This window comes from Flagellimonas abyssi (assembly GCF_019457905.1).
In the GTDB taxonomy this organism is placed as follows: domain Bacteria; phylum Bacteroidota; class Bacteroidia; order Flavobacteriales; family Flavobacteriaceae; genus Flagellimonas; species Flagellimonas abyssi.
Genome location: NZ_JAHZSV010000012.1, coordinates 150,185 through 170,174 on the forward strand (window position 1 = coordinate 150,185; position 19,990 = coordinate 170,174).

A 19,990-nucleotide genomic window follows, 5' to 3' on the forward strand; every position below is an offset into this window, starting at 1 on the left:
TATTAAACTTATGAATATTTTTTTAAATTGACACTATCTGGGTTCAGATTATTCAAAATTTTTCTTAAAATGAAATCCACTACAATTATTACAATACTGTTTTGTAGCCTTCCTTAAAAATGTAGGATATCATTAAATTCAGTGACCTCCTTTGTATTTCTAATATTAAATGATTTAGCGATAATAGTTTCGATATCCTCCTTCAAAAAGTTTGAACTCTGTCCCGTTGAGGTCACAATAAAAAAAGCACGCTTTTAAAGCGTGCTTTTTTGTTTTTATGCAACTTTACCAATTGCCTTGTTTAAGGCATTTTTGCTCATTTTTGAGAAGAGCAGCGGACCGTTTACAGGCTTAGTGACCAAATCGTTCGCTCCCAGCTCAAATATCTTCTTTCGTGTGCTACTGGTGTTGTCGGCCGTTAGTACTATAATGGGAACTTTGGGGTCGCAGTTCGCTTGGCCATTTCGAATGATCGAAGTAGTTTCAAAACCATCCATCTCGGGCATTTGTAAATCCATCAAAATAATGTCGAAACTTTGCTCTTTCATTATTTCCAATGCCTCTTTACCGTGGTTGGCAATAGTAAGGTTGGCATTGGCCCAATTTTTCTTGAAAAGCAATTTAACCACGGTCTGGTTCATTTTGTTGTCTTCTACATAGAGTATATTACCGATTTCCCTATTAAATGGGGTTTCTACTTTTGATTCCTCATCAACTATTATCTGGTCCTCATCGATTTCAAAATTTAGCGTTAGTTCACAGGTCGTGCCCAAATCGGTGTTTTGTCGTAAATCAATAGTGCCGCTTTGAAGGTCTACATAGGTTTTTGCAATGTAAAGTCCCAATCCTAATCCGCTGTACTCGCGTTTGTCCATAAAGGATTTTTTGGTAAACGATTCAAAAATAGTGCTCATCTTCTCTTTGGAGATGCCAATGCCGGTGTCCTTTATATTAAAGCGTATCGAGGCTTTGTTTTCGCCATTTCGAGTACATAAAACCTCGACTTCAACCTTTCCTTTATTGGTAAATTTGATGGCATTATCTAAAAGATGGTTAAGGATTTGGGCCAGTTTCGCTTTGTCGCCCACAATTCTGGACGGTAAATTATCTGAAATCGATATGTTGAATTCTAAACCTTTGGCAAGCGCTTTTTTCTCTTGTGACTTTAAGATTTTGGTCAGCGTGGAATTCAAGTCAAAAGGAACCTCTTGCAACTCTTGATTGCCCTTTTCAATAACGGTAAAGTCCAAGATGTCTTCAATGTTTCCCAGTAAGTTCTTCGAGGAGCTCAAGAGCATTTTACATTTTTCATCAAGATTTTCCTCCTCTTTGTTTTCTTGAAGCGATGTGGCCACACCCATGATCAAGTTTAGCGGGGTGCGGAGTTCGTGACTGATGTTCGATAGAAACGAAGACTTGATTTCGTTCATGTCTTCGGCCCGTTGTAAGGCCAACAACTGGTTCTGTTCATTCTCCATTCTAAGATCCCTGATTCTGTTGCTCATCGATATGGATAGAAATATAATTTCCAGACCGATTCCAAATTTGGTTCCGTTGCTAGTGAAAAATGAGTTTTCTATAGTGTTGAAATTGTTTAGAATGAAGACCACAAAACCCAAGACCAAAAAACTGATACCTATTACAAAATAGGAATCCACAGGTACTTTTTTCAGTTTTAAAGTCGCCAAAGAAACAATCATTTGAAGCAAGACCAAGATTCCTATGCCGTTGGCCAAAGGGTAGCAGTATTCAAAATTGGGGGATAAGGCCAGAATCAGCATACCTATGATGATGGAAGCTCCCATTATATTATTGGTAATGTGCAAAATAGGGCTATTCCTTTTTAGGTTAAGATACACGTCGCCGTACTTGCCAAAGAAAAATAGTGAGGTAAGTGCCGTTAACAACACGGCCCTATCTGAAAGCCATCCGCCCTCAGGGGTAAAATATTGATGAAAAAAGCCGTCCAGCGAAAACTGCATCAAAGCAATAAAGAGCACATAACAGGCATAGTAAACAAAAGCTTTGTCCTTTAAGGCAAAAAAGAAAAAGAGGTAAATAATGCTCGCCAAGACCAAAATGCCATAAAAGAAACCATAAAAAACCTGTTCCTTGTAGGTCAAGTTGAAGAAGTTTCCTTCCCTGTACAGATCCATGGGCAGCATTACAACCTCTCCATCACTTTTAAGATTGATGTAGGCGGTTACTTTTTGGTTTGGTTTAAGTTCAATATCAAAAATGGACTTTCTGTGCTGAACGGTTTTTTTTGAAAATGGAATTTTATCACCACTGAACTGTTTCTGTACATCGCCAGTTCCATCGACAAGGTATAGGTTGACCACATCTGTTATTGGACGTGCGGTTTCTAAGTAATATTGTTCAAATTCATCCGCTGTGTTATGTAGACTGAACTTCAACCAATAGTTATCATTGGAAAAACCTAAGTTTTCTTTCAAACCGGAGAGCGGAACAAAATTCAGACTTGGATTGTCTCTTATTTCCTCAAAACTATAATTTTTTTGCCCTGCCAGTAAAACTGTTGTTATGGAGCGAAGTGAAATTGCTTCCGTGGTGTTTTCGTTTTGCGAAAACTGTGCGTTGGAAATAGAAATAGAAGTAAGCAATAATGCAATTAACCATATTAATGGCCTTGGGGGGGACATTTGATACATTAAGTAGGTTTTACTGATACTGTTTTTTTGGAAAACAGAATCCTGTTAGTTTGGTTTGTATTTTAAACGTATGGATGCTACACTTATTATTAAGGCCGGTGTGAATGGGCCAAATTTGGATGTAATTGAGAGAAACTTCGATGAACAGAAGTTTTTACAAAGAGATACCTTTATTCGCGGTCTGTTATTAGTTTGGATTTAGTCTTAAAAGCCCCATAGTTTTCTCATAATCCGCGGAACTGTTACTGGATACACCAGTTGTTGAAGCAATTGAAGCAGGAACCAAAACATAACGTATGCCATAATTCTCTGTTTCAGATTGAATAATGTTTATGGTAATTGGTTGTCCATCAAAGAAAACCCTGAAGCCTTCGAACGCTTTGGTTTGATAGTTTTGGTTTTCGGAAAACTTACCAAAGACATAATCAAAATGATCATTTTCGGAAAAGTTATAAGGTAGAATCCTCGAGTATGTACCATTTTTATAGTACATAAGCACTATCCCCCCGTTTTTAGTAAACGATTCCAAGTTATCAACCGGAATATCCAGAATGGCATTTCCTGTCTCAAGATTTTTCCATGTCCAAATAATAGGTATCCAATCGGAAGCAAATACATTGGCATTGCCATCCTTACCGTCTTTACCGGCAGGGCCGGTTTCGCCATCTTCCCCAGAGCACGAAAATAAAATCAGCACAAGAATCAATAAAAAATGGTGGGTTGATTTTCTTAAAAGGACACAATTGGTTTTCATGTTTTTTTTTAAATAAATATAAGTCTTGGTTTTAAGAGATTTGGGGGCCAATTGATGGATGTGGATTATGAATTGACGGATGCATGCTTTGAAGCAGCAGAATGGTTTAACCAAGCCTGCAAAATGATAAAAATGAACATCTTTTTTTGGTAATCTCGGTTTTGCTTGAAAGGAATTGATGGCTTTAAGGACTATTAAAGGGTTAAACTTTTAATTCCTTATGATCAACAAATTCATTGTTCTTTTATTTTTAGTGATGTGTACATATGGTTTTTCCCAAACCATTGATTATAATACCAAGAGCGGGTATGCTGTTCAAGGTTACGATGTGGTCTCTTACTTTGATAAAGCTCCATTGGAAGGAAAAGAAGAGTTCTCCACAACTTTTGATGGGACTAAGTTTAAGTTCTACAATGCAAGAAACTTACAAAGGTTTAAAGAAAGCCCTTTGGAGTACTTGCCAAAATATGGTGGCTATTGCGCTTATGCAGTCGCTGTGAATGGCAAAAAAGTGAACGTAGATCCAGAAACTTATGAAATCAGGAATGGGAAGCTCTACCTTTTCTACAACAAGGGAAAAAACAACACCTTAGAGTTTTGGTTGAACGAATCGCCGGAAGAACTGCGACAAAAAGCGGACGAAAACTGGGAGGTTATCAAAAATTGAATATAAGCTTTTGACCAATCGGAAACCATACCGGGATTCAACCTTGAATTTTCTTTTTATCTTATACTCATAAATCAAAAAACGAATTATAAAGAATCCACCATCATGTTCAAATCTTCTTTGAAAACATTGGAGCAGTTCAAAAAAGTACTGTCAGAATTACCCAATGGATGTTACTCGCAAACCTGCCAAATTCTTTCCAACGCCACTATAGGGCAGCACACCCGCCACATTATAGAACTGTACCTCTGTTTGATCAATGGATATGAGGTGGCAGATGTTTCCTATGATAAACGGGAACGCAACACCAAAATTGAAGAAGATGTTGACTTTGCATTGAAACAATTGACGTATATCCAAATGAATTTGACGAAACCGAACAAGGCAATAAAAGTCACTTATGAATTGGCAGACGAAGAAGTTTGCTTGGATTCAAATTATTTCAGGGAAGTCATGTATAATTTGGAGCATACAATTCATCATCAGGCGTTGATCAAGATAGGTGTAAGGCATTTTTCGACCCAAGAAATCCCGGAATCCTTTGGGGTTGCTCCATCAACCATAGAATACAGAAAGGTATGTGCACAGTAAGCTTCATTTATTCAGGAGGTAAGCATTTCATTACTTCCAACCGCGATGAACATGTTTCCAGGCCATTGGCCTTGCGGCCGCAGGAGGAAATCATAGGTTCCGTAAAGGTGCTTTTTCCAAAAGACCCAAAAGCTGGCGGTACTTGGTTTGCACTTAATGAAAATGGTTTGGTGGCCGTGCTCCTTAATGGCGGTTTTGTGAATCACGTGCCAATGGGGAACTATGCGCGTAGTCGTGGCCTTGTGCTATTGGATGTAATCGCATCCGAGCAACCTTATGATTTACTCGAGGAGATAGAACTCTTCAACATAGAACCCTTTACCCTGATTTTGTTCAATGGAAGTTTGTTGGAGTTTAGATGGGATGGACATCAAAAATATTATAGACCGTTGGATGCAACAAAAAATCATATTTGGTCCTCTGCAACACTATACAAAGATGAAGTGATTGAACACCGAAGAAATTTATTTCAAAAATTTGTAGAAAGAAATTCCCATATCACTGCTAGCACCGTGGTTGATTTTCACTCCAATAATCACGATGATTTCGAAAACGGATTTATCATTGACCGGGAGACAGGTCTCAAAACCTTTAGCGTTACCCAGGCTGTTTTAGATGATGATGAAATTGTGATGCGCCATCTCGATTTATTGAACGATAAACTTTTTGAAGTTCCCTTCTCACCAAGTCAACTCACGTTTTAATTGTAATGGACTCGCTAAAACTGCTATGTCACCGCATCACCCATTGGGAGTATTGGCCGTTTTGGCTGATTTATTATCCCATGGCCCCTGTTTGGCTGTATTATTCGATTAAGGCGCGTTCGTTATTCTTTTTTAATGCTGCCAATCCCAGTATGAGGAATGGGGGGATGGCCATGATATCCAAAATGGAGATTTACAACATGATTCCTGCGGAGTTTATTCCACAAACGCTCTTTTTTGATAAGGATGTTGCACCAGGGAAGGCATTGGAGCGAGTACTGGACCATGGCATCGGTTTTCCCTTTATAGCTAAACCAGATATTGGAATGAAGGCTTTTGGAGTGGAAAAAATCCATGATAAAGATGAATTTCAAAAATATGCGAACTGGACACCTTCCCATTTTTTGGTACAGGATTTAATTCCATATCAAAAGGAAGTAGGTATATTTTATGTGCGTAAACCGGGCGAAAATCGAGGAAAAATTACTGGAGTAGTCTCTAAAGAGTTTTTAGCTATCACAGGGGATGGGGAAAGCACTATGTTGGAACTCATCAAAAAGAATCCGCGTAGCCACTTGCAGTTAAAGGTTTTAGAACGGAAGTTTGGTGCTCAACTTCAAAATGTGTTGGCCAAGGGAGAAGAATTTATTCTGGTGCCCTATGGAAGCCATACACGTGGGGCGAAGTTTGTGGACATCAGCCATAAAATAAATACTGAATTGGTACAGACCATTGATGAGGTCTGTTCCCAGATGGAAGGCTTTTATTATGGGAGATTGGATGTACTCTATAACACTTTTGAAGAGCTTTGTGAAGGAAAGAATTTTAGCATTATTGAAGTGAATGGGGCAGGGGGAGAGGCCACCCATATCTACGACCCCAAACATTCACTGATTTGGGCTTGGATAGAGGTTGCGCGCCATTGGGGCATGTTGTGTGAAATTAGCATTGCCAATAAAAAGGCAGGCCATACTTATTTAAGCTTTAAGGATGGTAGGGCCATGCTAAAACAAACCGGCGCTTTGCAGGCACAATTAAGGTTTTAAAGGATTTTCTGAAGATAACTTTCCATAGCACTGGGCTCGGTCGTGGGCGCAAATCGTTTTGCGGGCTTACCAGTTTTATCGATAACAAATTTGGTAAAGTTCCATTTGATTTTTCCGCCCAATAAGCCACTCAATTCTGATTTCAGATATTTAAAAATGGGATGTGCACCGCTGCCATTTACATCAACCTTTGCAAACATGGGGAAGCTTACCCCATAGTTTACTTGACAAAATTCCTGTATATCATCGGCGCTGTCCGGCTCTTGGTTCCCAAATTGATTGCATGGGAACCCCAAAATCACCAATCCTTGGTTCTTATAATTTTTATAGAGTGTTTCCAGACCTTCATATTGCGGTGTAAGCCCGCACTTGCTGGCCGTATTGACCACCACTATGGCCTTGCCCTTGTATTTTTCCATGGACTCTGGTGTGCCGTCCAAGCGCTCCGCTTCAAAATTATAAAATTCCATAGGTGCTATTTTTGTTTGTTGATAAGGTATTTTAATGCTCCGGTGGACCAAAGGGCCCAAAGGATCAATACAGGCTGGAAAAATAGGCGAATCAGCCTCTTGAGGTCGGTATCCAGTCCAAAAGCGTCAATGCCATTGGTATATTGCGAAATATTTCCGGGGAATATCAATACATAGAAAATGGCCAGCACAATACCTACTTTTACTTTGTACTTGACCAAAAGGACCATGGCAAGTCCCAGAAGAATCTCAACAACGCCAGAAGCTACCACCGCAAAATCCATAAAAGCGTCGCTTGTGGGCAACCATCGTGGCACTTGTGCCTGAAATTCCTCTCGTTGGAAAGTGAGGTGGCCAATCCCAGCCATAATCATTAAGAGGCCAAGGATGACCCTAAATACATTTTGTGTGGTGCTTGTTTTCATTTGAAAGCTTTTTCAGATTCCCTTAAAGATAGTCATATCAATGGGTAAGCTTTTTCGGAAAAACAACAAATATTATCTCAAATCAAGATTTATCCTCTGCCAACTGAATTTTTATTCTTAATGGTATTCATAATGATGGGCGCGTGTATCCGAGAGTTTTCAATGAACCATTTATGGGTTTCCATGCCTCCACAGATTACACCTGCCAAGAATAGACCATCCACATTGGTCTCCATGGTTTCTGGGTCATACGTGGGCAATCTTTTTGGGTCGTCAGATAACGCAATGCCCAATTTTTTCAAAAAGGTGAAATTGGGACAGTACCCGGTCAGTGCCAGGACAAAATCGTTCTCCAAAATAACTTCACCTTCCGGAGTGTTGATTATGACCTCATGTGCCTTGATTTCTTTTACGGTGGAATTGTAATAGGCTTTAATGCTGCCTTCCTCAATACGGTTGATGATGTCGGGGCGCACCCAGTATTTTACGCGTGGCCCCACTTCCGAACCACGGATAACAAGGGTGACTTCCGCACCTTTTCGCCAACATTCCAGGGCCGCATCGATTGCGGAGTTGCTGGCACCGACCACTATTAATTTTTGACTGGCAAAAAAGTGTGGGTCGTTATAATAATGGGACACTTTGGGCAAGTCTTCGCCGGGAACATTTATTTTGTTCGGCAAGTCGTAGAATCCCGTGGCCACCACAACATTGTTGGCCACATATTCATCCTTATCGGTTTTCACCAAAAAAGTATCTCCTTGTTTTTTTGTGTCGACCACCTTTTCAAAAAGATGGATATTGAGCTGGTTCGAGGTAACAATCCTGCGATAATATTCCAGAGCCTCGTTGCGTTTGGGTTTTGCCTCTTTACTGATGAACGGAATCTCATCGATTTCCAACTTCTCGGATGAGGAGAAGAACTGCATGTTTACAGGGTAGTTGTACAAAGAGTTTACAATCGGTCCTTTTTCTAGTATTATGTATGAAATGCCCTGTTTTTTGGCTTCTAGGCCACAGGCAATTCCAATGGGGCCGCCCCCTATGATGACAACATCAAATTGTTGCATTACGCTATTTCTTCTTTTAACTTCTTAATGGTTTGGGTCGGATTGGAACTTTTAAAAACAAAACTGCCAGCTACCAAAACGTCTGCTCCATGATCAATCAATTTTTTGGCATTGTCCGCATTTACCCCTCCATCAATTTCAATCAGGGTTTTTGCATTCTTACGCTTGATGATTTGCTTTAAATCTGCAACTTTTTGGTATGTGTTATCGATAAAGGATTGACCTCCAAACCCAGGGTTAACACTCATCACGATAACAATATCAATATCCTGAATGGTATCCTCCAATAATTTTACCGAGGTATGCGGGTTTATGGCCACTCCGGCTTTCATTCCTTCTGCCTTTATGGCCTGTAGGGTTCTGTGTAAATGGGGGCAAGCCTCGTAATGAACGGTTAAATGGTCTACCCCTAAATCCCCAAAGGTTTTGATGTATCTGTCAGGATCAACAATCATCAAGTGTGTGTCCAACGGTTTTTTTGCATGTTGGGCAATAGCCTGTATCACAGGCATTCCAAAGGAAATGTTCGGCACAAAAACACCGTCCATAACATCTAAATGGAACCAATCGGCATCACTTTGGTTCACCATTTCTATCTCGCGTTGCAAATTGGCAAAATCCGAAGCCAATAGCGAAGGTGCAATAATTTTTTTGCTCATGTAAGAATCAACTCGTTCCCTACAAAGATAGTGAAATGTTAAAGCAATACCTTATCCGGTCATATTCATTCGGGTGTGTTTTGTAGTGTGATGGGGCCATACACTGCATCTCTGAACCGTTTATGCAGTGAGCCGTTGTAGGGGAAGATTTGCACAAAGAACACTGCTGTGAGTTCGTTCACGGGGTCGACCCAAAACAAAGTGCTGGCCGCTCCATCCCAAAAGAATTCGCCCACAACGCCATTGTTCTCTTCAACCGATGCAGGAGGTTGAAGCCGAACGGCAAAATCAATCCCGAAACCTACCTGTCCCTTGCTGGGCAACCAAGACCTATCCGTGATGTTTTCATCCAAATGGTTGGTGGACATCAACTCCACAGTTTGTGGTTCAAGAACCTCCACTCCATCCAATTTTCCATCGTTGACCAACATTCTGGCAAAGCGCATATAATCATCAAGCGTTGATGTCAATCCCCAACCTCCTGGTGTCAATGGCCATTTTTTATAGTTGAAGGCATGGGCCTCTTCGTTTGGTAATTGATTCAGGGAATCACCTTCATGACTGTATGCTGATGACATCCTGTTTCTATCCGATTCGGGAACAACGTATCGCGTATTATTCATTTTTAAGGGGTCCAAAACATGTTCTTGCACATATTCGGCGTACGGCTGACCTGAAAGAAGCTCGACCAAATATGCCTGCACATCCACAGAAATACCATATTCCCAGTGCTCTCCTGGTTGGTATCCTAAAGGTATAGTGCTTAATTTTTTCGCCATTTCAGAGAGGGTATTCTCACGGTTCAAAGCGTCTGCCTCGGCTATGGCTTCTCCCAATCCAGGAAGATCTCTTCGGCCCGAAAAACCAGCAGTATGCCTGGTAATGTCAGCAATGGTGATTGGTCGTTTTGCAGGTTCCAAAATCATTTTACCGGCAATGGAATCGTACCCTTTGTAGACCTGCATATTGGCAAATTCGGGAGCATATTTTTCCAACGGATCGTCCAATTTGAATTTTCCTTCCTCGTACAATGTCATCAAGGCTGTTCCAGTGATTGGCTTTGTCATTGAATAAATCTGTACCAAGGTGTTGCGCTCCATGGGCTTTTTGTTCTTGAGATCGGCATAACCAAAGGCATTGAAATAGACCTCTTTTCCTTTTTCATAAATCAAAGCTGATGCTCCGGCCACATCACCAAAGTCAACAAAACTTTGTAGAGTGGAGTCAATTCGTACTTCTACGGCTTCATCAACTAGATAATGGACCTCTGGTTCTTGTTCTTTGCAGGATGCAAAAAAGAAAAGGGCCACTAGTAAAAGGGATGCAGTTTGTTTCATTATGTGCATGGGTTAAAATATGTTGGACTTCGGATATGAACAAATCAGTTTTATGTGAGAAGAAAGGTAGCTAATTTATTAGTATACCCTTATTATTTTAAGTTGAAAAGAATAGATATTTAAAATTTTAAAATACTTTTTTGTGAAAAATATAATATCACTTCACTGGTGATGGTAAATTTTATTATTTTCATCGCAATCGATTGCGTTTATCAAATTTAAATGAAAAAAAATAAAGAAAATCTTAGGAGCAAGGAATGGTTTGGCACCAACGACAAAATGGGTTTTGTACACCGTTCATGGCTTCGGAACCAAGGGTACCCCAATGATATGTTCCAAGGGAAGCCTGTAATTGGCATCTGTAATACCTGGTCGGAACTCACCCCTTGTAACGGTCATTTGCGCGAGTTTGCCGAAATTGTAAAAAAAGGAGTGCTGGAAGCAGGTGGATTTCCATTAGAATTCCCGGTGATGTCCCTTGGGGAGACCATAATGAGGCCTACCACCATGCTTTTCAGAAATTTAGCCAGCATGGATGTCGAGGAATCCATCCGGGCAAACCCATTGGACGGCATCGTTTTGCTGACAGGTTGTGATAAGACCACTCCTTCGACGATTATGGGAGCTTGTAGTGTCGATCTTCCCACCATTGTGGTGCCGGGTGGCCCAATGTTGAACGGCAAATTCCGTGGAGGTGAAATCGGTTCAGGTTCCTTCAATTGGATGATCAAGGAAAAGCAGAAAAAGGACAAGTTTACAGAGGAGGACTTTTTAGAGGCCGAAATATGTGCTGCACGAAGCGCAGGGCATTGCAACACTATGGGAACGGCCTCTACAATGGCCACCATGGCGGAGGCCTTGGGATTGACACTGCCCGGAGCATCGGCGATTCCAGCAGTGGATGCCCGAAAAAAGGTAATGGCGCAACTTTCTGGAAGAAAAATTGTGGAAATGGTCAACCAAGACCTAAAGCTGTCCAAAATATTGACCCGGGAGGCTTTTGAAAATGCAATTGTGGTAAATGCGGCCGTTGGCGGTTCCACCAATTTGATAGTCCATTTGCTGGCGATTGCAGGTAGGATAGGAGTTCCTTTGAAACTGGAAGATTTTGATGAGATTGGAAGCCAGATTCCATTGTTGCTCAATCTGATGCCCTCCGGCAAGCATTTGATGGAAGATTATTTTTATGCGGGCGGTCTTCCGGTGGTGTTAAAGGAATTGAAATCAAAATTGCATGAAACCATTACGGTCAACGGAAAGAGCCATCAGGAGAATTGTGAAAAATCCATTTGCTACAATGAGGAGGTCATTGCCAAAATCGATGCTCCCTTTCAAAAGGATGCAGGAATTGCCGTTTTAAAAGGAAATCTATGTGAAAATGGGGCCGTCATAAAACCTTCTGCCGCAACTCCTGAATTGATGAAACATAGGGGAAAAGCTGTCGTTTTTACCAGTATGGACGACTATCATGAACGGGTTGACGACCCAGATTTGGACATAGATGCAGATAGTGTGATCGTTCTTCAAAATGTAGGTCCCAAAGGCTATCCGGGCATGCCTGAAGTGGGCAATGTTGATCTCCCGGAAAAATTGATCATGCAGGGCGTGAAGGATATGGTCAGAATTTCCGATGGACGGATGAGCGGGACGGCATATGGCACTGTGGTGCTCCACGTATCGCCCGAAGCGGCCATCGGCGGTACCTTGGCTTTGGTGAAAGATGGCGATTACATCGAACTGGATGTGGAGAACAGAAAATTGCATTTGGATGTAACGGAAGAAGAACTGGCTGAAAGAAGAGCCGCTTGGAAACCACCCCAACCCCATACGGATAGAGGTTACGTGAAAATTTATCTGAACCATGTAGAGCAAGCCGACAAGGGTGCGGATTTTGATATTTTGGTGGGTGGTTCTGGCAGTGAAGTAAAAGGAGATTTGCATTGACCATCATAATCTAAACAATCAACCATGTTAGTAGTCTATCTTTTATTGAGCATTGCCCTTATCATCGGGTTGATCAATTATTTACGTCTCCACCCATTTTTAGCACTTTTTATGGTGGCCATTTTTTTTGGTTTTGCCGCTGGGATGGACTATCAAGTTATTTTACAGACGATAAACGACGGATTTGGAGGTACGCTGGGAAAAATAGGACTGGTCATCATCTTCGGGGTGATCATCGGTGCATTCTTGGAAAATACAGGTGGTGCCTATGCGCTGGCCGAGGCGGTCATTAAAGTTGTGGGAAAGAAGCGGGTGCCTACGGCCATGGGAATTTTGGGATACTTTGTATCTATCCCTGTTTTTGCGGATAGTGGATTCATTTTACTTTCACCGCTGAACAAAAGTCTTTCAAAAAAAGCGGGGATCAGTTTAGCAGGATCGGCCATTGCACTTGCTATGGGTCTTACCATTGCCCACAATCTAGTGCCTCCAACTCCCGGACCCATAGCAGCGGCAGGTATTCTAAACGCTGATTTAGGACTGGTCTTGGCCTTGGCCATTCCCATTAGCATGGTAGCACTTGCAATGGCATTGTTATTTGCGACCAAGTTTGCAGCGCGTACCTATATTGACCCAAATCCGGATATTTCTCAGGAGGATATAGATGTCCGGATGAAAACGGCACCTTCTGCGTTTAAAGCTTCTTTGCCGATTTTGGTTCCCATTGTTTTGATTATGATGAATTCCCGATTACGGTTGATTCCCTCGGAGGAAATTGCATCTTGGCAATCATTTCTACAATTCTTGGGAGAACCGGTCATTGCCTTGGTCATTGGAATGTTTCTGGCCTTTGCCCTTCCCAAAAAATTGAACAAGGAATTGATTTCCACTGATGGATGGGTCGGGAAGGCATTAAAGGATTCTGCAAATATTTTATTGATTACCGGAGCAGGCGGTGTTTTTGGAAAGATGCTTCAAAATTCAGGAATAGCCGAAGTTATGGGAGATGCATTGAGCGATTTGAACCTTAGTTTTTTTCTTCCATTTTTGATTGCGTCAGCCATAAAATTGGCGCAGGGTTCGTCCACGGTAGCATTGATAACAGCAGCCTCTATAGTATTTCCCATGATGGGAAGCCTTGGATTCGTTACGGAAATGGACAAGGCGTTATTGGTAATTTCAATAGGAGCAGGTTCCATGGTGGTCTCTCATGCCAATGATAGTTTTTTTTGGGTAGTGACCCAAATGAGCGGAATGAACATTGCCAAAGGCTATAAACTCCACAGTTTGGGAACTTTGGTCATTGGGTTAACATCCATAATTTCAGTATTGATCATAAGTCTATTTGTAAATTAACTGTTTGAAACTGTACAGAATTTTCTGGATACATTGTTGCCGATGAGCTGAAACAGGGGAATCCGTTTGGGATTTACCGCTTGGTAAATGGAGGGTTGATAAATTAAAAAGGGAGCTTTATAAACGAAAAAAACTCCGGTAATCAGCCGGAGTTTATTCATCAATCAAAAAACGAACAGTCATGATAAACTGTTATATCTTACTAAATTACAACTTTCCTGCCAAAAATCAAATTTAAGGATAGTTTAACTGTAATTTAGAGGGTGTTTTTTTACACTTATCCCAAATATGTCTTTAAAATCTTACTTCTGGAAGTGTGCTTTAACCTGCGGATTGCCTTTTCCTTGATTTGACGAACCCTTTCTCGGGTAAGGTCAAAAGTTTCACCGATTTCTTCCAAGGTCATGGAGTGCTGTCCTGCCAAACCAAAGTAAAGTCTGATAACATCAGCTTCACGAGGGGTAAGGGTTTCCAGAGCACGCTCAATCTCGGTACGTAGGGAATCGTGCAAAAGTTCCTTATCCGGGTTAGGGGACTCACCACTGCGCAATACATCGTACAGGTTGGAATCTTCACCATCAATCAAAGGTGCGTCCATGGATACATGGCGACCTGAATTTTTCAAGGATTGCTTCACATCTTCCACTGTCATGTCCAATTCTTTGGCAATTTCCTCTGCGGATGGAGGACGCTCGTGCGCTTGCTCCAAGAAAGCAAATGTCTTGTTGATCTTATTGATAGAACCGATCTTGTTCAATGGCAAACGAACAATACGGGATTGTTCTGCCAAGGCTTGTAGAATAGATTGACGAATCCACCAAACGGCGTAAGAAATAAATTTAAATCCACGGGTTTCATCAAAACGCTGTGCTGCCTTGATAAGCCCCAAGTTTCCTTCATTGATCAAATCAGGAAGTGTCAACCCTTGGTTTTGGTACTGTTTTGCCACAGAAACCACGAACCTAAGGTTGGCTTTAGTTAATTTTTCAAGAGCTACCTGATCTCCCGCTTTGATTCGCTGTGCCAACTCTACCTCCTCATCGGCGGTAATCAAATCTACCTTACCGATTTCCTGTAAATACTTGTCCAACGACGCGGTTTCCCTGTTGGTAACCTGTTTTGTAATCTTTAACTGTCTCATCTAAAAATCCCTTCAAATTAAATTTGTGAACCGGAGCTCAATAGGTTATACGCTCAAAAAGCGTAAAAGGTTACATTTTGGTTACATTTTTTTTAAAAAGTCTGATTTCCATTGATTAATATATTGTCAGGTCGAGCGCAGTCGAGACCTCACTCTTAGGTTTTGAAAACAATCCCTTCTCGACTGCGCTCGAAGTGACATTGCACTATTTTGATTTTGAGCTTTTAAAAACAAAACCCCGAGGTATCGCCCCGGGGTTGTTTTTATAGTTTAGGATTTAGTTGAAACTAATCCCTTCTTGGCTTTCTATCTCGGTTGCCACCTCTGCGGTCGCCACCACCTCTGCGATCACCACGGTCACCGCCTCTATCGTTGCGAGGTGGACGCTCTTGGTATCCTTCGGGTTTGGGCAACAAGGCTTTTCTTGATACCTTTTCCTTCTTGGTCCTTGGATCAAGACCGAAGTATTTTACATCAAAAACATCGCCCATATTCACAACATCGGACACGTTTTCGGTACGTTCCCACGCCAATTCGGATACGTGGAGCAATACTTCGTTCCCAGGAGCTTCGGTATATTCTACCACGGCGCCAAAGTCAAGCATCTTGATGACCTTCACTTCATAAACACTTCCCACTTCAGGTTTGAACATCAACGAATCGATTTTTGCCAATACGGCATCGATACCATTCTGATCTGTACCCAGGATTTCCACAATACCTTCTTCGGTATCAGGGTCCTCATTGATTACAATGGTAGTCTTGGTTGTTTTTTGAAGTTCTTGGATCACTTCGCCACCTTTACCGATCAATGCTCCAATATATTCCCCAGGAATAACTCTGGTAACGATTTTTGGTGCGTAAGACTTCACTTCTGGTCTTGGAGCTTCAATGGTCTCTGTAAGTTTGCCCAAAATGTGCAATCTGCCATCTTTGGCTTGCATTAAAGCTTTCACCAAGATTTCGTAGGAAAGTCCTTTTACTTTGATGTCCATTTGGCAAGCGGTGATACCATCTGCAGTACCGGTCACCTTAAAGTCCATGTCTCCCAAGTGATCTTCATCACCCAAGATATCGGATAGTACGGCATATTTTCCGGTTTCGGTGTTGGTAATCAATCCCATGGCGATACCGGATACAGGTTTTTTCAATTGAACACCTGCGTCCATCAATGCCATGGTACCTGAACATACCGTAGCCATGGAAGAAGACCCATTGGACTCCAATACTTCGGAAACCACACGTACAGTATACGGGCAATCGGCAGGAATCATTCCTTTAAGGGCACGTTGTGCCAAGTTCCCGTGTCCTACTTCTCTACGGGATGTACCACGGATTGGTCGTGCTTCACCGGTGGAGAAAGGAGGGAAGTTATAATGCAAATAGAATGTTTCCTCGCCTTCGAAAGATGGCATATCAATTTGATTAGCCTCTCTGGAAGTTCCTAAGGTTACGGTTGCCAATGCCTGAGTTTCACCACGGGTAAAAATGGCTGAACCATGTACGGAGGGTAAATAATCCACCTCGCACCAGATGGGACGAATTTCTGTGGTTTTACGACCGTCCAAGCGAAGTCCTTCCTCTAGAGTAAGGTTTCTGACCGCTTCTTTTTCGGCCTTGTAGAAGTATTTGGAAACCAAATCTCCAAACTCTTCCAATTCTTCTTCTGTAAACGTAGCTTTTACTTCTTCTTTGATAGCATCGAAGGCAGCACTGCGCTCATGCTTGGATGAACCGGCTTTTGCAACGGCATACACTTTATCATAAGTAAGGTCGTACACCTTTTTTTCAAGGTCGGCATCTTCGTTTTCCGGTTCGTATTCACGAACTTCTTTTTTACCGAAAGCTTCGGCCAATTTTACTTGCGCGGCACATTGAACCTTAATGGCTTCGTGGGCAAATTTGATCGCTTCGACCATTTCCTCTTCGGAAATTTCGTTCATTTCCCCTTCTACCATCATTACAGAATCTGCAGAGGCACCGATGATCATGTCAATATCCGACTCCAGAAGTTGAGCTCTGGTCGGGTTGATGACGAATTCACCATTTACCCTACCTACACGAACTTCTGAAATGGCACATTCGAACGGAAAATCCGAAAGTTGAATGGCAGCTGAAGCGGCCAATCCGGCCATAGCATCCGGCATCACATCTTCGTCATGCGACATCAACTGAATCATCACTTGTGTTTCAGAATGATAATCTTTTGGGAACAATGGGCGAAGTACCCTATCCACCAAACGCATGGTCAATACTTCACCATCACTGGGTCTGGCCTCTCTTTTAAAGAAACCTCCAGGGTAACGTCCTGCAGCAGCAAATTTTTCGCGGTAATCTACGGTAAGTGGCAAAAAGTCCACGTCCGAAGCTTTGTAATTGGAGACAACTGTACACAATAGCATACACTTGCCAGATTGGACAACAACTGAGCCGTGGGCCTGCTTTGCCAGTTTTCCGGTTTCGATAGAAATCTCTCTACCGTCACCGAGGTCTATGACCTCTTTGAATGTCTTTGGAATCATAAAATTGATCTTACCTAACCTCTAAGGTCAGGCTGTTAAACTTTGGTCTACCGCCATCCGGGCGGTCGGGTTGTGTTGTTGTTGTGTGTGCCTTGGGCACTTGACCAATGAAAAACTATTTTGTAGCTTTTTGTGTTTGCCCGATTTCCCGGGACTTTTTGTTGAAATAAATTCAACCAAAACAAAGGGGAAGCCTTAGCCTCCCCTTGTGTTTTTATTTTCTAATACCTAATTCTTTGATCAAGGTACGGTATTTTGCAATATCTTTTTTCTTTAGATAATCCAAAAGACTACGTCTTTTACCTACCAATGCAACCAAGGAGCGCTCGGTGTTGTAATCTTTGTGGTTTCTCTTAAGGTGTTCTGTCAAATGGTTGATACGGTGCGTGAACAATGCAATTTGTCCTTCCGTAGAACCGGTGTTGCTCTCAGAGCCGCCGTGTTTCTTAAAAATCTCGGCTTTAACTTCTTTTGTTAAATACATTCCAATATTATTTAAATGATTTTTATGTATTGATTGACCTTCAATCAGCGTGCAAAGATATGCTTTTATTCGAAATCAAAAGATTTATTGGAAAAATATTTACATGTTGGCATGGCCTGTAAATGCCCCGATTAAAATCAAAAAGCCCCGAATTCGGGGCTTTTTTTAGTTTCGTACAGGTTGATTGGTAATCAAGTCTATATATAGATTTATTTTTTTCTTCAAGTCCCTGCGGTGTGTGATAAAATCCAAAAATCCGTGCTCTTTCAAGAATTCGGATGTTTGGAAACCATCGGGAAGGTCTTTTCCTGTAGTATCCTTTACCACCCTTGGTCCGGCAAAACCGATAAGGGCACCTGGTTCGGCAATGTTAATGTCCCCCAACATAGCGTACGATGCGGTAGTTCCCCCTGTCGTAGGGTCTGTACATAAAGAAATGTACGGAATCTTGGCATCGGCCAATTGGGCCAACTTAGCTGATGTTTTGGCCAACTGCATCAAAGATAGTGCGGCTTCCATCATACGGGCACCTCCGGATTTGGAAATCATCACAAATGGAATTTTCTTCCTTTTTGCGACATCAATGGCGCGGGAAATCTTTTCCCCTACCACACTTCCCATCGATCCCCCGATAAAAGCAAAATCCATACAGGCCACAACAATATCCTTCCCATCGGATTTCCCGACAGCTGTTCGAACAGCGTCTTTTAACCCTGTTTTTTGCTGGGCCGCTTTTAAACGATCGGAGTATTTTTTGGTATCCTCGAACTTCAAAGGGTCCTTGGCGGTCATTTTTGTGTCAAGCTCACGGAACTTGTTGTCATCAAAAAGAATCTCAAAATATTCTTTGCTTCCTATACGTACGTGATAATCATCCTCTGGACTTACATAAAAGTTTTTGGCCAGATCTTCGGCCTCGACAATCTTACCGGTAGGGGATTTGTACCAGAGCCCCTTGGGGGTGTCCTTTTTTTCCTCCGTAGCGGTCTGTATTCCTTTTTCCTTTCTTTTAAACCAAGACGACATGCAATCAATATTTAGTTAGACAAAGGCTTACAAAGTGTTTACGTTGTTCAGGTCCTCGAATGCCTTTTTAAGACGGGCAATAAAGGTTTTTTCTCCTTCTCGAAGCCATACACGTGGATCGTAGTGTTTTTTGTTGGGTTGGTCATCACCATCAGGATTACCGATCTGCGCTTGAAGGTAATCTCTCTTTCCTTGGATGTAATCGCGAACACCTTCCAAGAATGCGTATTGCAAATCGGTATCGATGTTCATTTTGATTACGCCGTAACCGATGGCTTCCCTTATCTCTTCAACAGTAGAACCGGAACCTCCGTGGAATACAAAATCGATATGGTTGTGCTCCACTCCGTATTTTTCGGTGATGAACTCTTGGGAGTTCTTAAGGATTTTTGGAGTCAGTTTTACGTTTCCTGGCTTATAAACACCGTGTACGTTACCAAATGCCGCGGCAATGGTGAATCTTGGGCTTACTTTGGAAAGTTCTTCGTAAGCGTAGGCCACTTCTTCTGGTTGGGTGTACAATTTGGAATCGTCCACATCGGTATTGTCCACACCGTCTTCTTCACCTCCGGTAATTCCCAACTCTATTTCCAAGGTCATATCCATTTTGCTCATGCGCTCAAGATATTTCTTGCAGGTTTCAATGTTTTCCTCAATCGGCTCTTCGGAAAGGTCGATCATGTGTGAACTGAACAATGATTTGCCAGTTTCTTTATAATGTTTTTCGCTAGCGTCCAAAAGCCCATCGATCCAAGGCAATAATTTTTTGGCGCAGTGGTCTGTATGAAGGATTACGGTGGCACCGTAAGCTTCGGCCAATTGATGTACGTGCTTGGCACCTGCAACTGCACCTAAAATGGCAGCTTTTTGGTCTTCGTTGGATAATCCTTTACCTGCGTTGAACTGGGCACCTCCGTTAGAGAATTGGATGATAACGGGAGAGTTCAATGTGGCAGCGGTTTCCATAACGGCGTTGATGCTATCGGAACCGATCACATTTACCGCAGGGAGTGCGTATCCGTTTTCTTTTGCGTGGTTGAAAATTGCCTGTACTTCATCACCGGTAGCGACACCGGGCTTGATATTGTGGGACATAGTTATATTGGTTTCGAATTAAATAGG

18 protein-coding genes are annotated in these 19,990 nt (G+C 42.0%); 6 read left to right on the forward strand and 12 right to left on the reverse strand.

Annotation, left to right across the window (positions count from 1 at the left end):
- Nucleotides 1–275 precede the first annotated feature (275 nt).
- Both K1F36_RS10205 and K1F36_RS10210 read right to left on the reverse strand, forming a co-directional pair.
- Nucleotides 276–2,672: a 7TM diverse intracellular signaling domain-containing protein gene (locus K1F36_RS10205; protein WP_220113715.1), complete on the reverse strand. Its 2,397-nt coding sequence runs from the start codon at nucleotides 2,670–2,672 to the stop codon at nucleotides 276–278.
- A gap of 187 nt (nucleotides 2,673–2,859) precedes the next feature.
- Entirely contained in the window at nucleotides 2,860–3,426 is a 567-nt protein-coding gene (locus tag K1F36_RS10210) for a hypothetical protein (RefSeq protein WP_220113716.1), read from the reverse strand.
- Between the two features lie 220 nt (nucleotides 3,427–3,646).
- Here K1F36_RS10210 and K1F36_RS10215 point away from each other — a divergent pair, with 220 nt between their 5' ends.
- From K1F36_RS10215 to K1F36_RS10230, 4 genes are all read left to right on the forward strand, one after another.
- Entirely contained in the window at nucleotides 3,647–4,093 is a 447-nt protein-coding gene (locus K1F36_RS10215) for a YHS domain-containing (seleno)protein (protein WP_220113717.1), read from the forward strand.
- A 105-nt stretch (nucleotides 4,094–4,198) separates the two neighbouring features.
- On the forward strand, nucleotides 4,199–4,684 hold the full coding sequence (locus K1F36_RS10220) for a DinB family protein (protein WP_220113718.1): 486 nt from the start codon (nucleotides 4,199–4,201) through the stop codon (nucleotides 4,682–4,684).
- A complete protein-coding gene (locus K1F36_RS10225) occupies nucleotides 4,672–5,388 on the forward strand; it encodes an NRDE family protein (protein WP_220113719.1) in 717 nt (238 codons plus the stop codon). The genes K1F36_RS10220 and K1F36_RS10225 overlap by 13 nt, the downstream gene beginning before the upstream one ends.
- A gap of 5 nt (nucleotides 5,389–5,393) precedes the next feature.
- The gene (locus K1F36_RS10230) at nucleotides 5,394–6,434 is read left to right on the forward strand and encodes an ATP-grasp domain-containing protein (protein ID WP_220113720.1); all 1,041 of its coding nucleotides are present in this window, start codon (nucleotides 5,394–5,396) and stop codon (nucleotides 6,432–6,434) included.
- Here the strand turns inward: K1F36_RS10230 and K1F36_RS10235 are convergent.
- The 5 genes from K1F36_RS10235 to K1F36_RS10255 form a co-directional block, all read right to left on the reverse strand.
- Nucleotides 6,431–6,904: a glutathione peroxidase gene (locus tag K1F36_RS10235; RefSeq protein ID WP_220113721.1), complete on the reverse strand. Its 474-nt coding sequence runs from the start codon at nucleotides 6,902–6,904 to the stop codon at nucleotides 6,431–6,433. The genes K1F36_RS10230 and K1F36_RS10235 overlap by 4 nt on opposite strands.
- Before the next feature lie 5 nt (nucleotides 6,905–6,909).
- Complete coding sequence (locus K1F36_RS10240; protein WP_220113722.1) at nucleotides 6,910–7,329, reverse strand: DoxX family protein; 420 nt, start codon at nucleotides 7,327–7,329, stop codon at nucleotides 6,910–6,912.
- An 89-nt stretch (nucleotides 7,330–7,418) separates the two neighbouring features.
- On the reverse strand, nucleotides 7,419–8,399 hold the full coding sequence (locus K1F36_RS10245; RefSeq protein ID WP_220113723.1) for a YpdA family putative bacillithiol disulfide reductase: 981 nt from the start codon (nucleotides 8,397–8,399) through the stop codon (nucleotides 7,419–7,421).
- The gene (rpe, locus tag K1F36_RS10250) at nucleotides 8,399–9,058 is read right to left on the reverse strand and encodes a ribulose-phosphate 3-epimerase (RefSeq protein ID WP_220113724.1); all 660 of its coding nucleotides are present in this window, start codon (nucleotides 9,056–9,058) and stop codon (nucleotides 8,399–8,401) included. Before rpe ends, K1F36_RS10245 begins: the two co-directional genes overlap by 1 nt.
- Nucleotides 9,059–9,123: 65 nt before the next feature.
- A complete protein-coding gene (locus K1F36_RS10255) occupies nucleotides 9,124–10,395 on the reverse strand; it encodes a serine hydrolase domain-containing protein (protein ID WP_258539019.1) in 1,272 nt (423 codons plus the stop codon).
- 222 nt (nucleotides 10,396–10,617) lie between these two features.
- Here K1F36_RS10255 and K1F36_RS10260 point away from each other — a divergent pair, with 222 nt between their 5' ends.
- Both K1F36_RS10260 and K1F36_RS10265 read left to right on the forward strand, forming a co-directional pair.
- On the forward strand, nucleotides 10,618–12,339 hold the full coding sequence (locus K1F36_RS10260) for an IlvD/Edd family dehydratase (protein ID WP_220113726.1): 1,722 nt from the start codon (nucleotides 10,618–10,620) through the stop codon (nucleotides 12,337–12,339).
- 24 nt (nucleotides 12,340–12,363) lie between these two features.
- Nucleotides 12,364–13,695, forward strand: a complete 1,332-nt coding sequence (locus K1F36_RS10265) for a GntP family permease (protein ID WP_220113727.1) — start codon at nucleotides 12,364–12,366, stop codon at nucleotides 13,693–13,695.
- Nucleotides 13,696–13,972: 277 nt separating this feature from the next.
- On the opposite strand, the gene K1F36_RS10270 is transcribed toward K1F36_RS10265, so the two are convergent.
- The 5 genes from K1F36_RS10270 to fbaA form a co-directional block, all read right to left on the reverse strand.
- Nucleotides 13,973–14,836 carry a sigma-70 family RNA polymerase sigma factor gene (locus K1F36_RS10270; RefSeq protein ID WP_100817395.1) on the reverse strand — a complete coding sequence of 288 codons (864 nt, stop codon included), beginning with the start codon at nucleotides 14,834–14,836 and terminating at the stop codon, nucleotides 13,973–13,975.
- 287 nt (nucleotides 14,837–15,123) lie between these two features.
- The gene (locus K1F36_RS10275; protein ID WP_220113728.1) at nucleotides 15,124–17,358 is read right to left on the reverse strand and encodes a polyribonucleotide nucleotidyltransferase; all 2,235 of its coding nucleotides are present in this window, start codon (nucleotides 17,356–17,358) and stop codon (nucleotides 15,124–15,126) included.
- Between the two features lie 214 nt (nucleotides 17,359–17,572).
- Nucleotides 17,573–17,842 (reverse strand): 30S ribosomal protein S15, encoded by a 270-nt coding sequence (gene rpsO / locus K1F36_RS10280; RefSeq protein ID WP_163625172.1) that lies wholly within the window; start codon nucleotides 17,840–17,842, stop codon nucleotides 17,573–17,575.
- A gap of 165 nt (nucleotides 17,843–18,007) precedes the next feature.
- Nucleotides 18,008–18,868, reverse strand: coding sequence for an acetyl-CoA carboxylase, carboxyltransferase subunit beta (gene accD / locus K1F36_RS10285; RefSeq protein WP_220113729.1), 861 nt, complete (start codon nucleotides 18,866–18,868; stop codon nucleotides 18,008–18,010).
- 27 nt (nucleotides 18,869–18,895) lie between these two features.
- Entirely contained in the window at nucleotides 18,896–19,963 is a 1,068-nt protein-coding gene (gene fbaA / locus K1F36_RS10290; RefSeq protein WP_220113730.1) for a class II fructose-bisphosphate aldolase, read from the reverse strand.
- Nucleotides 19,964–19,990 lie beyond the last annotated feature (27 nt).